Raw genomic sequence first — 12,255 nt, 5'->3', positions numbered from 1 at the left:
CAATTCGGTGAGGTCTTCCGATCCCATAGCATCCGTTGCAGTTGAAATGAACAGGGCGGCGTCAGATCGCCCCGCACCAACAGGGAAATGACAATGTCACAGACAGCTTCGGGGGGCGCGAGCCTTCCCGCGGGCCTTGCCCGCAATTCCGTCGGCACCACGCATATCGTTTTCTTCGTCGTCGCGGCGGCGGCGCCGCTTGCGTCCGTAGTCGGCGCCTCGCCTGCCGCCTTCGCCTTCGGCAACGGCGCCGGGGTGCCGGGCGTCTATCTGCTGGCCGGCCTGATGTATCTGATCTTCTCGGTGGGCTTCACCGCCATGAGCCGCAGCGCAGGATCGGCCGGTGGCTTCTACACCTATATCGCCAAGGGGTTGGGACGCCCGGCCGGGGTTGCTGCGGCCTCGATCGCGCTGCTGACCTACAAGATGATCCAGCTGGCGGTCTACACGCTGTTCGGCATCTTCGTGTCCGGCGCGCTGGCCGGCCTCGGTATCCAGATCGCATGGTGGGCGCCGGTGCTGGCCGTCATGGTGCTGATCTGGCTCTGCGGCGCGCGCAACATCTCGTTCTCGGGTCACCTTCTGGGCCTGTGCATGCTGGCCGAGATCGCGATCCTCTTTGCGCTGAATGTCGGCATCCTGATGGGCGGCGGCGGGCCAGAGGGGATCACCCTGACCTCCTTCGCCCCGGCAACCGTCTTCAGCCCCGGTCTTGGCGCGGCACTGGTCTTCGTCGTCGGCTCCTTCATGGGGTTCGAGGCGACCGCGATCTTCAGCGAAGAGGCCCGCCACCCTGAACGCACCATCCCGCGCGCCACTTTCGCGGCAGTGGCCTTGATTGCCGGCTTCTACGCCTTCTCGACCTGGTCGATCACCCAGTTCTATGGCCCAGCCAACGCGCAGGCCGCAGCGCAGGCAGGGCTGGAGAGCTATTTCTTCACCGCCGCCGCCGAGGTTCTGGGCCCGTGGTCGGTGACCGCCATCGAGATCCTGCTGATCGTGAGCCTGTTCGCCTCGGCGCTGGCTTTCCACAATACGGTCAACCGCTATTTCTTTGCCCTTGGGCGCGAGGGCGTGCTGCCCCGCTTTCTGGGCAACGTCCATGACCGCCACGGCTCTCCGCATGTTGCGGGGCGGGCGCAAAGCGTTATCGCAGCCGTGCTGCTGATCGCGGCGGTGGTGTCGGGGCTTGACCCCTATGCAGCGATCTTTTCATGGACCTCGGCCATCGCGGTCATCGGCATCCTGTCGGTGCAGACCCTCGTCTGCTTTGCCATCATCGCCTGGTTCGGCCGCAACCCAATGGGCTATGGCGCCTGGACCCGCCTGATCGCCCCTGCCCTGTCGATCCTTGGCCTTGGCATCGGACTGGTGCTGGTCATCCTGAACCTGCCGCTGCTGGCGGGCGACAGCCCGGTGATCTGGACCTTCCCGTGGCTGGTGCTGGTCTTTGGCCTGATCGGCGCCGGCTATGCCATCTATCTCAGATCACGCCGACCCGCGCTCTACGATGCGCTTGGCGCCGCCGTGACGGAGGTCTGACCCATGAGCCTGATCAACCCGATCCGCATGCAAAAGCTGGACGCGCTGAACTACTACACCGCGACGCGCAAATATGACCTCAGCTTCCCCCGCCTGACCCAGGATATCGATTGCGACGTGGTGGTGATCGGCGGCGGCTTTTCCGGCATCAACACGGCGCTGGAACTGGCCGAGCGGGGCATCACCAATATCGTCGTGCTGGAGGGACGCCATCTGGGCTATGGTGGCACAGGGCGCAATGGCGGGCAGGTGATGGCCGGCATCGGCCACGATCTGAACGCGGTCAGGAAGCATGTCGGCCCCGAAGGGCTGCAGACGCTGTTCAAGATCGCCAATATGGGCGCAGGCATCATCCGCGAGCGGATCGCCCGCTACGGCATCGACGCCGATTTCTGCAACGGTTACGGCTACATGGCCTATAACCGGCGTCAGGTGCAAACCCTGCGCGGCTGGCTGGACGAGTTCCGCAGCGCCGATCCCGAGCAAGAGATCGAGCTGCTGGAAGGGCGCGACGTGCGCCAGATCGTCGGATCTGACGTCTATGCGGGCGCGATCAAGCATATGGGAGGCGGGCATGTCCACTCGCTGAACCTGCTACTGGGAGAGGCGAAGGCACTGGCGGGCCACGGCGCGCGCATCTTCGAGAATTCGGCTGCGGTGTCGGTAGATTACGGCCCGCGCATCACCGTCCGCACCAATGCGGGGCGAGTGACGGCCTCCAAGCTGCTCTGGGCCTGCGATGCCTTCCTCAACCGGCTGGAACCCGCGATAGCGTCCAAGACGGTCAACACCTACTCGTTCCAGATGGCGACCGCGCCCCTGCCGGACGAGTTGATCGACCGGATCAGCCCGATCCGTGGCGCCTATTCCGACATCCGCCCGATCATCGACTATTACCGCGTCACTCGCGAGAATCGGCTGCTGTTCGGCTCGGCGACACGGATGGCCGACTACATCCCGCAGGACATGACCGCGTGGAACCGGCAGCTGATGCTGAAGACATTCCCCTATCTTGCCGATGTCAGGATCGACATGGCCTGGGGCGGGCCGATGGCCTGTTCGGCCAACCTCTTCCCGCAGATCGGCACCCTGCCCGGCCGCGCCAATGCCTTCTACGTCCAGGGCTATTCCGGCTTTGGCGTCACACCCAGCCACATCGTCTGCAAGGTGCTGGCCGAGGGGATGAGCGAGGGCTCCGCCCGCTACGACCTGATGGCGCAGATCCCGCATGTCTCGATCCCGGGCACCGACACCGCCCGCGCCGCCGTCACCACTGCCGCCAAGACCTGGCATCAGCTGTCGGGCTACTTCAACGGCCGCCGCTGACCTTCACCTCCCAAGGAGACTCCCTATGCTCACCAAGATCGACCGCACCATCCCCCCGTTGGACAGCTGGGGCAGCGTCACGAACCTCGGCTCCGAGATCATCGAAGGCGATGTGCAGGCCATGGGCCACATTGTCCACGGCGCCCCGACCGACCCGGTGTCCTGCGCCTATTTCGGCGTCACACGCGGCAAGTTCCGCATGACCTATCCGTTCGACGAACATGCGGTGGTCGTCGAAGGCACCGTGACCCTGACCGACGAGGCGACCGGCACCACGACCAGCTACGGCGTTGGGGATGCCTGGTTCGTGCGGAAGGGGACACCCGTTCTGTGGGATGTGACCTCGGACCGCTTCGTGAAGAACTACTTCGCCATCGCCTGAGGTCAAGGAAGGGCCCCGGCCAGCCAGCCGGGGCCCTTTGTGCGATGTAGTGACGGGCAGCCGGTCAAGCAACCCGTCTTGGCGCCCTCGCGTCCCTCACCGCGCCCCGGCGCTTGCCTGGCAATCAGGGGCAGCGCCCATTCTTCACCCTTGCAGGTCAGCCCACATCTGCAGGTCACGCTCTGCGGTCCAGATGCGGGGGGTGTCGATCCCCCGCGCCTCGTCATAGGCGCGGCCGACGTTGAAGGGCAGGCAGTGCTCGTAGATCGCGTAGCTGGTGAACTTGGGGTCGCATTCGGCCCGCACCGCGTCCCACGCTTGCTTGAGACTGCCGCCCCGCGCCACGACCCGCGCGACCGGCTTGTAGGTCGAGCGCACGAAATCTGCAGTGTTGGCGATGGCCGCCGCGACCATGTCCTCCCCCATCAGCGCATCGCCCCGCCCCGGCGCGATGGCCCTCGGCTCATAGGCGGCGATGTTCATCAGCGTGTCCTCCCAATCCCCGAAATGCCCGTCGCCGCAATAGCAGGCCGAGTGATATTCGACGATGTCGCCCGTGAACATCACCTCCTCATCGGGCACCCAGACCACGGCGTCCCCAGCCGTATGCGCGCGGCCAAGATGCAGGATGTCCACCCGGCGATTGCCCAGATAGACGGTCATGGACTCGCTGAAGGTGGTGGTGGGCCAGGTCAGGCCGGGGATTTCTTCATGGCCCTGGAACAGCCGCGGGAAGCGGCCGAACTCACTGTCCCAATCCTCCTGCCCGCGCTCCACCACCATCGCCCGCGCCGCGTCCGACATGATGATCTCACGCGCGCCATAGGCACTGGCGCCCAGAACGCGCACGGCATGGTAATGTGTCAGCACCAGATGGCTGATCGGCTTGTCAGTGACCGAGCGCACGCATTCGATCACCTTGCGCGCCAGCCGCGGCGTCGCCTGCGCCTCGACGATCATCACGCTGTCATCCCCGATGATGACGCCGGTATTGGGGTCCCCCTCGGCGGTGAAGGCGTAGAGCCCCTCGCCCAGCTGCGTGAAGGAGATCTTCTTGTCGCTCATGTCGCCCTGTGAGGCGAAGGCCTTGGTCATGTGGATACTCCAGTCTGAAATCAGCTCAGCGCATGGCCATGGGAAGCCACAGCGCGATGGCCGGGAAAAGGATCACCAGCAGCAACGCAGTGATTTGGATGAAGACGAAGGGAAGCACGCCGCGATAGATCGTCGTGATCGGCAGTTCGGGCGCGATGCCGCGCAGGTAGAACAGCGCATAGCCGAAGGGCGGTGTCAGAAAACTGGTCTGCAGGTTCACCGCCAGCGCGATGCCGAACCAGATCATCACCTGATCCGCGGGCAGGCCGAAATCCAGCTGCGCGACAATGGGGGCGACGATGGGCACCACGACAGCGGTGATCTCGACCCAGTCGAGAATGAAGCCGAGGATGAACACCAGCACCATGATGATCGAAAGCACGACATAGGGGCTGGTCTCTTCGATGTTGAACAGGTCAAGGATCATCGCATCCCCGCCAAGCCGCCGGAACACCACCGAGAAGATCGAGGCGCCGATCATCACGAAGACGATCATCGCGGTGGTCTTGGTGGTCTCATAGAGCGCCCCTGTCATCGCCCGCCGGGTCAGCTTGCGCGAGAGCAGTGCGAGGATCAGCGCCCCGGCGGCCCCGATTGCCGCGGATTCCGTGGGAGTGGCGATGCCGGCAACGATCGTGCCCAGCACCGACAGGATCAGCAGCATCGGTGCCACCAGATCGCGCAGCAGCGACTGAACGGTTTCTGCGAGGCTGCGTGTCTCGATACGCTCGGGTGCGGGAACGCGATGGGGCGCGAATACCGCCACGGAGCCGAGATAGAGGAAATACATCCCCGACAGCACCAGCCCTGGCACGATGGCCGCCATGAAGAGATCACCCACCGACACGCGCATCTGGTCCCCCAGAATGATCAGCATGATCGATGGCGGCAGCAAGATTCCCAGCGTCCCCGACGAGGCGATCAGCCCCGAGGCCAGCTTCATGTCATATTTCGCCTCGCGCATCGCGGGCAGCGACATCATCCCCATCATCACCACCGAAGCGCCGATGATGCCGGTCGAGGCGGCCATGATCACGCCGATGATCATGACCGAGAACGCATATCCGCCCGGCGTGCGCTGGAACAGCGCGGCGAGCGAGCGCATCAGGCGCTCGGCGATGCCCGAGCGTTCCAGCATCAGGCCCATGAAGACGAAAAGCGGGATCGCCACCAGCAGCCAGTTGGTCAGCGTGCCCGAGTAGATGCGCTGAACGCCCATCGACAGGAACAGCATCGGCACACCGTTGAGCAGGGCAAAGCTGATGCCGATTCCGGCCAGCACGAAGGCGACGGGATAGCCGGTGAAGATGCCGGCGATCAGGCCCAGAAGCATCAGCTCGGGGCCAAGATGTTCGATCATTGGATATCCTCGGTAAGGTCGCCGCAGTAGAGCTGGATTGCGGTGCCGATCGCGCGGATCAGTCCCAGCAGCCCCAGCATGGCAAAGGAAAGCGGCAGCATCATCTTGATCAGCCAGCGGCTGTTCAGCCCGCCCTGAGTCGAGCCTTCGGCAGTGCGGAACGCGACCTCGGCAAAGTCGGCGCCATACCAGGCGATGATGGCGCAGAACGGCACCAGGAACACGAGGTCCCCGAGCATGCGCACCCAGAGCCGCTGGCGGGGGCTCATCAGCAGCGACAGGAAATCGACCGAAACATGCCGGTTATCGTGCAGAGCCCAGATCCCCCCGAACAACACCAGCAAGGCGAAGATATACCACTGGATATCGAAGAGGCTGTTGACGGTCAGCGCCCGCCCCAGCACCGGGATCGTTCCGTCCCAGCCGATCAGGGTGTTCTGGCCCATCTTGGCCAGGATGACCGACAGCAGGATGGTCAGGATCAGCGGCAGTATCAGCCAGCTGACCCACACCGCCGGAAGGCAGAGTAGTGTCATCGCTCGTTTCAGGATTGCCGGCATGGTCTCTCCCCCCAAGGCCAGGATGCCGGAGGCGGCACGCGGCCGCCGTCCGGGTTCTTTGCAATCAGATCATGCCGATCAGCGGGCCGGAAGGGCCTGCAGCGAGCTCCATTCGCCGACGCTGGTCATGTAGGCGCGCAGCGATTCCAGGGCCTCGGCGAAGATCGGGTCCTGCAGTGCCTGTTCGTCCAGCACGGCGTCCGACGCATCGCGCAATGCCAGCAGCACCTCATCTGGGAAGCGGCGCACGTCGGTGCCGGCGTCGCGGATGGTGGCGATGGCCTCGGCCTGGCTGTTGATCTGGTCACCCAGGTTGAAGGCGATGTTGGCCTGACAAGCCTCGGTCATGATGTCCTGGGTGCGCTCGTCGAAGCTGTTCCAGACATCCATGTTGATGATGATGCTGTCCCAGCTCGACGGCTGGTGCCACCCCGGGAAGTAGTAGTATTTCGTCACGCGCTGAAAGCCGAAGCCCACATCGAGTTGCGGCGCCGAGAATTCGGCGGCGTCGATGCGCCCCGTTTCCAGCGACAGGAAGATCTCGCCCGCCGGCACCAGCTGCGTGTTCGCGCCAAGACGCGCCATCGCCATGCCGCCAAGGCCCGCGATGCGCATGTTCAGGCCCTGCAGGTCGGCCGCGGTGTTGATCTCGCGGTTGAACCAGCCGCCGGCCTCGGCGCCCACCAGATGGCAGGGCAGGACCTTGACGTTGAACGGGTCATAGGCACGCTGGATGATCTCCAGACCGCCACCCTCGAACATCCAGCCCAGTGCGACCTCGGGCGTGGGACCGAAGGGCATGGACCCGACGAGGTTCGCCACCGGGATCTGCTGCGCCCAGTATCCGATCCAGTCAAAGCCCATCGGCAGCGCGCCGGAACTGACCGCACCGAAGACTTCGAAGGGTGGCACGAAGTCGCCTGCGCCATGCACGTTGATCGTCACCGCGCCATCGGTCATTTCGTTGACCCGGTCGGCCCAGAGCTGAGGGCTCGGGCCGATGGAGGGCACGTTTAGCCCGAAGACGCTCTGTAGGTCATAGGTCTGCGCTTGCGCCGCCGCGCCCGTCGCAATGGCCAGCGCAGCCACGGCGCACATAGGCAACCGATTGAAATTCCTCATGTCTTCTCCTCCCTAAACCCCGCCAAAACTGACGGCTCCTCCCCTTGAGCGTGGAAAGCTGTATCCTCGCCTCGCATTTTGTTAGTCATCAACAAATCTATTTGCAACCGACAAATTTTATGCCAGACGAAATAGGCGGCGGGCACTTGGGAGGTGCTGCGCGCGCATGCATCAATGGGAGGACAGCGATGCAGGCTCTATCGCTTGGTTTGGAAGGCGCGGTCGCCGTGGTCACAGGCGCCGCGCAGGGCAATGGCCGCGCGATTGCGCTCGGGCTGGCTGCCGCCGGAGCACGGGTGGCGTGCTGCGACCTGCAGGGTGATCTGGTGGCGGCGCTGGCCGAAGAGATCGGCGCGGCCGGCGGCTCGGCCCTCGGGATCACACTGGACGTGACGAAGGCCGACAGCTGCGCCGAGGCTGCGCAGCAGGTGGCGGCGCTGCTCGGACAGGCCTCGGTTCTGGTGAACAATGCGGGGATCATCCGCCGCACCCTGCCCGATGCCGACAGCTTCGCGCAGGATTGGGATGCCGTGATCGCCGTCAACGCGACCGGGACGATGCAAATGATCCGGGCCTTCCTGCCGCAGCTGCGCGCGACGCAGGGCCGCATCGTCAACCTTGGGTCGATCATGTCGGTGACGGCCGGCCCGGGCCTTGCGGCCTATGCGGCGTCCAAGGGGGCAGTGCTGCAACTGACCAAGGTGCTGGCGCATGATCTTGCCCCCGACGGTATCCGCGTCAACGCCATCGCCCCGGGCGTGATCGAGACGCCGATGACCGCGGTCACGCGCGCCGATCCCGACACGCTCGGCCGCTTCATGGCGCACACCCCTCTGCGCCGCCCCGGCCGCCCCGAAGAGCTGGTGGGGCCGGTCCTGTTCCTCACCTCGGCGGCATCGAGCTATGTGACGGGAGCCCTGCTTCCCGTCGACGGCGGCTATCTGGCCGCATAACAAGGAAGAAGACTGATGAACCGACAAGAAGTTGATGTTCTGGTGGTCGGCTCGGGCGCGGGCGGGCTGTCGACCGCCGTGGCCGCCGCCCACCGGCGGCTCAAGGTGCTGGTCGTCGAGAAGGAGCCGGTGTTCGGCGGCACCACGGCGCGGTCGGGCGGATGGATGTGGATCCCCGGCAACGGGCCAGAGTTGCGCGCCGGGATCGAGGATGATGCCGCCAAGGCGCGCATCTATCTGCAGCACGAGGCCGGGGCGCATTTCGACGCGGACCGCGTGGATGCCTTCCTTGAAGCGGGCCCCAAGGCGGTGCAGTTCTTCGAGGAGAACACCGCGCTGCAATTCGACCTCGGGCCGTTCTTCGCCGACTATCACCCCGATGCACCGGGCGGCATGGACGGCGGACGCTCGATCATCGCGCGGCCCTTCGACGGGCGCGAGCTTGGGATAGAGATTCGCCGCCTGCGCCCGCCGCTGCAGGAGATCACCTTTCTTGGCATGATGATCGGATCGGGCAAGGAGCTGCTGCATTTCTTCAACGTGATGCGCTCGCCGGTGTCGGCCTTCTATGTCGGCAAGCTGTTTCTCAAGTTCCTGCGTGACATGGCGCTTCACGGCCGGCCGATGCGGCTGATGAACGGCAATGCGCTGGCCGGCCGGCTGGCGAAATCGGCCTTCGACAAGGGTGTTGAGCTCTGGACCCACGCGCCGGTGCGCGCCCTGATCCGCGATGACAGCGGCAGGGTGATCGGCGCCCGGATCGACCGGCGCGACGGCCCGGTCGAGGTGATCGCGCGCAAGGGCGTGGTCCTGGCAGCGGGCGGTTTCCCGCAGGACGTGCTGCGGCGCAAACAGCTGATGCCCCATGCGCCCACCGGATATGAGCATGTCAGCCCCGCCCCTCCGGGCAATACCGGCGATGGCCTGCGGCTGGGCGAGTCGGTCGGCGCGGTGGTCGATACCTCGCTACCCCATGCCGCCGCCTGGGTTCCGATCTCGCGCCCGGTGAAGCCCAACGGGACGCTGGGGACCTTCCCGCATTTCGTCGACCGCTCGAAGCCCGGAGTTATCGCGGTGACGCGGTCGGGCAAGCGCTTTGTCAACGAGTCCAATTCCTACCACGACTTCTGCCAGGCCATGGTGGCGCGCTGCCGCGCCGAAGAGGGCGAGGGAACGGAACCCGCAGCGTGGTTCGTGATCGATCACCGCGCCTTCCGAAAATACGGTCTTGGCTATGCCAAGCCCGCGCCTGTGCCCTACAAGGCCTTGATCAGGAACGGCTACCTTTTGCGCGGCCGGACTCTCTCCGAGCTTGCGGCGCAGATGGGTGCGGACGCGGCGCAGCTGGAGCGGACCGTGGCTGAGTTCAACGGTCCCGCCGCGCGCGGCGAGGACCCGGCCTTTGGCAAGGGCACGACCAGCTACAACCGGTCCCTGGGCGACCCCGAGCACGGGCCGAACCCCTGCCTTGCGCCGATCAAGGACGCCCCCTTCTACGCCGTGCGCCTCTATGTCGGCGACCTGGGCACCTTTGCCGGGCTGAAGACCAACAGCAACGCGCAGGTGCTGGACGAAGACGGCCGGCCGCTGCAGGGGCTCTATTCCGTCGGTAACGACGCGGCCTCGATCATGGGCGGCAACTATCCGGGCGGCGGCATCACCTTGGGTCCGGCGATCACCTTCGGCTATATCGCCGCCCGGCATATCGCCGGGGCCAATGAGTGATCGCACCCGGCAGGGCATCGCGCTGGGGTTCCTCGCGGCGCTGAGCTGGGGGATCTACAATGTCGGTGCCGAGATCGGTCAGGCCAGCGGGTTTCGCCCCGCCGACCTGACCTTTCTGCGCTATGGCGGGGCGGCGCTGCTGATGGCGCCGCTGCTGGTGCTCGCGCGCCGCCGGCTGCCACCGCTGTGGCAAGTGGCGATCCTGACGCTGCTGGTCGGGCCCCTGTTCGCGCTGGCCTTCAATGAGGGGTTCCAGCGCGCGCCGCTGTCGCATGCGGTGGTGATCGGGCCGGGAATGTCGATGCTGGTGGCCAACCTGCTGGACCGCTGGGCTACTGGCCGCCGAATGGGCTGGAACCGCAAGATCGGGATTGCAGTGCTGATTACCGGACTGCTGATCATCGTGACCGATGCCCCAGCCCCACGCGGCAGCGGTATCTCGGTGCTGGCGGGCGATCTGTTCTTCGTCACCTCGGGGTCGCTGTGGGGCACCTACGTCTTCACTATGGGCCGCTGGCAACTGCCGCCCATCGAGACCAGCGCAGCAATTGCCGCGCTGGCGACACTGGCCTATGCCCCGGTCTACCTATGGGTCTGGGGCCTGCCCGATCTGGCACCGGCGCTGTGGGTCGAGCAGTTCGTCTATCAGGGTGCGATAGGCGGCTGCCTCGCTTTCGTGATCTTCGCGGCCGCCGTGCTGCGGCTGGGGGCCGGACGTGCGGCGCTGTTCTCGGCCCTGGTGCCCTCCTGCGCGGTGGTGCTGGCGATACCGCTGGTCGGGCAATGGCCGAATGCCGTGCAATGGGCGGGTGTCGCCGTCGCCTCTCTGGGTATGGTCATCTCGCTCGACCTGTGGCGGCGCGCGCCTACATTGCCCGAGACGCCCGGAGACGATAGGGACTGACGACACGGATGGACGGGGGAAGCAGCGTGGCGAGTGACGACGACACCGAGGGCGGCAGGCCGGCAAAGGCCCAGCGCGGCATCCGGTCGATCGAGACGGCGGGCGCAATCTTGCGGGTGATGGCCGAGGCCAGCGGACCGATGAAGCTACGCGACCTTGCCGAGGCGATCGAAGTCGCGCCGGCACAACTGCACCCCTACCTTGTCAGCCTGCGCTCGCTTCGCATGGTCGAGCAGACCGAGAGCGGGCTTTACGGTCTGGGACCCTTTGCGTTGGAGCTGGGGCTCAGCCGCCTGCGCGCACAGGACGCCTATCACGAGGCGATCCTGCGCATCAGCAGCCTTGCCGAGGAGACGGGCATGATGGTGGCGCTGACGGTCTGGGGCCTGCATGGCGCCACCATCGTCCATGTGCGTGAGACCATCGCCCGCATCCATGCCAACGTGCGCGCGGGGGGCGGTTTCGCTCTGACCGCGACCGCGACGGGACGGCTGTTTGTGGCCTTCCTGCCCGCCCCGATGACCGACCCGCTGATCCGCCGCGAACTGGCCGAACGGGCCAGCGCCGAGGCGCGCTTCGCCTTCGACGAGGCGAGGTTCCGCGCCGATATCGCGCGGGTTCGTGCGCGGGGTTACGAAACCACGCTCGACCTGCCCATCCCCGGCGTCAGCGCCGTCACAGCCCCGGTATTCGACTTCTCGGGCGAGATGAAGCTTGCGGTGACGGTGATCGGGCCGACGCAGCAGATCGACCTGAGCCCCGACGGGCCGCTGGTCCGCGCGACGTTGAATTTCACCCAACGGCTATCGTCCGATCTCGGCTTTCGCCCCTCCTGAGCCAGTGATCCCTGCCGTTTCGTATCCGGGCAGCGGATGTCCCCTCGCTTGCCCCGAAAGACCAGCTCATCTGTGCAGAGGCGAAAGCGGCCTCCTTGCAGACGACCACCGACAAGACACTCGGGAGGTGCGTTAAGTTCGTAGGCACGTCATATCGTCGCGAGCCCAGCCCCGGCAAGCGCATGGTCCCGCGGATCGACCTTCAGAGCTCGCTTGCGGCGATCATGGCGTTGTCGGTGGGAGCGGAGCGGGTTTCCGGACAGCAAAAAACCGCCTGCGAACAGACGGTTGTGCAAAGTGTAGAATTTATGGTTGCGGGAGTAGGATTTGAACCTACGACCTTCAGGTTATGAGCCTGACGAGCTACCGGGCTGCTCCATCCCGCGTCCGTGCCCGCGGGCATTGAGTGCTTGCGGGTGTGGTGTAGTTATTGACATCGTATATTGAGAG

The 12,255-nt window shown here is 65.5% G+C and carries 11 protein-coding genes and 1 tRNA gene; 7 read left to right on the top strand and 5 right to left on the bottom strand.

What is annotated here, in order from left to right; translation table 11 throughout:
- Positions 1-93 precede the first annotated feature (93 nt).
- From Q8S30_RS17580 to Q8S30_RS17570, 3 genes are read left to right on the top strand one after another with little or no spacing between them, the layout of a single operon-like run.
- Positions 94-1,542 carry an APC family permease gene (locus Q8S30_RS17580; RefSeq protein ID WP_305667316.1) on the top strand — a complete coding sequence of 483 codons (1,449 nt, stop codon included), beginning with the start codon at positions 94-96 and terminating at the stop codon, positions 1,540-1,542.
- Between the two features lie 3 nt (positions 1,543-1,545).
- Positions 1,546-2,868, top strand: a complete 1,323-nt coding sequence (locus Q8S30_RS17575) for an FAD-binding oxidoreductase (protein ID WP_305667315.1) — start codon at positions 1,546-1,548, stop codon at positions 2,866-2,868.
- Positions 2,869-2,893: 25 nt separating this feature from the next.
- Complete coding sequence (locus Q8S30_RS17570; RefSeq protein WP_305667314.1) at positions 2,894-3,250, top strand: cupin domain-containing protein; 357 nt, start codon at positions 2,894-2,896, stop codon at positions 3,248-3,250.
- 144 nt (positions 3,251-3,394) lie between these two features.
- Here the strand turns inward: Q8S30_RS17570 and Q8S30_RS17565 are convergent, their stop codons facing one another.
- From Q8S30_RS17565 to Q8S30_RS17550, 4 genes are all read right to left on the bottom strand, one after another.
- Positions 3,395-4,345 carry an MBL fold metallo-hydrolase gene (locus Q8S30_RS17565; protein WP_305667313.1) on the bottom strand — a complete coding sequence of 317 codons (951 nt, stop codon included), beginning with the start codon at positions 4,343-4,345 and terminating at the stop codon, positions 3,395-3,397.
- 25 nt (positions 4,346-4,370) lie between these two features.
- Positions 4,371-5,705 (bottom strand): TRAP transporter large permease subunit, encoded by a 1,335-nt coding sequence (locus Q8S30_RS17560; RefSeq protein WP_305667312.1) that lies wholly within the window; start codon positions 5,703-5,705, stop codon positions 4,371-4,373.
- Positions 5,702-6,241, bottom strand: a complete 540-nt coding sequence (locus Q8S30_RS17555) for a TRAP transporter small permease subunit (protein ID WP_305667311.1) — start codon at positions 6,239-6,241, stop codon at positions 5,702-5,704. The genes Q8S30_RS17560 and Q8S30_RS17555 overlap by 4 nt, the downstream gene beginning before the upstream one ends.
- A 102-nt stretch (positions 6,242-6,343) precedes the next feature.
- Positions 6,344-7,387: a TRAP transporter substrate-binding protein gene (locus Q8S30_RS17550; protein WP_305667310.1), complete on the bottom strand. Its 1,044-nt coding sequence runs from the start codon at positions 7,385-7,387 to the stop codon at positions 6,344-6,346.
- Positions 7,388-7,575: 188 nt separating this feature from the next.
- On the opposite strand from Q8S30_RS17550, the gene Q8S30_RS17545 reads away from it, so the two are divergent.
- From Q8S30_RS17545 to Q8S30_RS17530, 4 genes are read left to right on the top strand one after another with little or no spacing between them, the layout of a single operon-like run.
- Positions 7,576-8,340 carry an SDR family NAD(P)-dependent oxidoreductase gene (locus Q8S30_RS17545; protein ID WP_305667309.1) on the top strand — a complete coding sequence of 255 codons (765 nt, stop codon included), beginning with the start codon at positions 7,576-7,578 and terminating at the stop codon, positions 8,338-8,340.
- Positions 8,341-8,355: 15 nt separating this feature from the next.
- Positions 8,356-10,065, top strand: coding sequence for an FAD-dependent oxidoreductase (locus tag Q8S30_RS17540; protein ID WP_305667308.1), 1,710 nt, complete (start codon positions 8,356-8,358; stop codon positions 10,063-10,065).
- On the top strand, positions 10,058-10,969 hold the full coding sequence (locus tag Q8S30_RS17535) for a DMT family transporter (protein ID WP_305667307.1): 912 nt from the start codon (positions 10,058-10,060) through the stop codon (positions 10,967-10,969). Before Q8S30_RS17540 ends, Q8S30_RS17535 begins: the two co-directional genes overlap by 8 nt.
- A gap of 8 nt (positions 10,970-10,977) precedes the next feature.
- Positions 10,978-11,805, top strand: coding sequence for an IclR family transcriptional regulator (locus Q8S30_RS17530; RefSeq protein ID WP_305667306.1), 828 nt, complete (start codon positions 10,978-10,980; stop codon positions 11,803-11,805).
- 309 nt (positions 11,806-12,114) lie between these two features.
- Here Q8S30_RS17530 and Q8S30_RS17525 read toward each other — a convergent pair.
- Positions 12,115-12,191: transfer RNA gene (locus Q8S30_RS17525), tRNA-Met, on the bottom strand.
- Positions 12,192-12,255: the final 64 nt, after the last annotated feature.

Origin of the sequence: Frigidibacter sp. (assembly GCF_030695035.1) — a bacterium.
Classification (GTDB): domain Bacteria; phylum Pseudomonadota; class Alphaproteobacteria; order Rhodobacterales; family Rhodobacteraceae; genus Frigidibacter.
The sequence above is the reverse complement of the archived record's forward strand: the minus strand, read 5'-3'. Positions and strand labels throughout refer to the sequence as shown.

Bases quoted from the DNA above. Each gene is read 5' to 3' on its own strand.
- Q8S30_RS17545 (WP_305667309.1), top strand. From the start codon at position 7,576: ATGCAGGCTCTATCGCTTGGTTTGGAAGGCGCGGTCGCCGTGGTCACA.
- Q8S30_RS17530 (WP_305667306.1), top strand. From the start codon at position 10,978: ATGGACGGGGGAAGCAGCGTGGCGAGTGACGACGACACCGAGGGCGGC.
- Q8S30_RS17555 (WP_305667311.1), bottom strand. From the start codon at position 6,241: ATGACACTACTCTGCCTTCCGGCGGTGTGGGTCAGCTGGCTGATACTG.
- Q8S30_RS17575 (WP_305667315.1), top strand. From the start codon at position 1,546: ATGAGCCTGATCAACCCGATCCGCATGCAAAAGCTGGACGCGCTGAAC.
- Q8S30_RS17570 (WP_305667314.1), top strand. From the start codon at position 2,894: ATGCTCACCAAGATCGACCGCACCATCCCCCCGTTGGACAGCTGGGGC.
- Q8S30_RS17550 (WP_305667310.1), bottom strand. From the start codon at position 7,387: ATGAGGAATTTCAATCGGTTGCCTATGTGCGCCGTGGCTGCGCTGGCC.
- Q8S30_RS17560 (WP_305667312.1), bottom strand. From the start codon at position 5,705: ATGATCGAACATCTTGGCCCCGAGCTGATGCTTCTGGGCCTGATCGCC.
- Q8S30_RS17565 (WP_305667313.1), bottom strand. From the start codon at position 4,345: ATGACCAAGGCCTTCGCCTCACAGGGCGACATGAGCGACAAGAAGATC.
- Q8S30_RS17535 (WP_305667307.1), top strand. From the start codon at position 10,058: ATGAGTGATCGCACCCGGCAGGGCATCGCGCTGGGGTTCCTCGCGGCG.
- Q8S30_RS17580 (WP_305667316.1), top strand. From the start codon at position 94: ATGTCACAGACAGCTTCGGGGGGCGCGAGCCTTCCCGCGGGCCTTGCC.
- Q8S30_RS17540 (WP_305667308.1), top strand. From the start codon at position 8,356: ATGAACCGACAAGAAGTTGATGTTCTGGTGGTCGGCTCGGGCGCGGGC.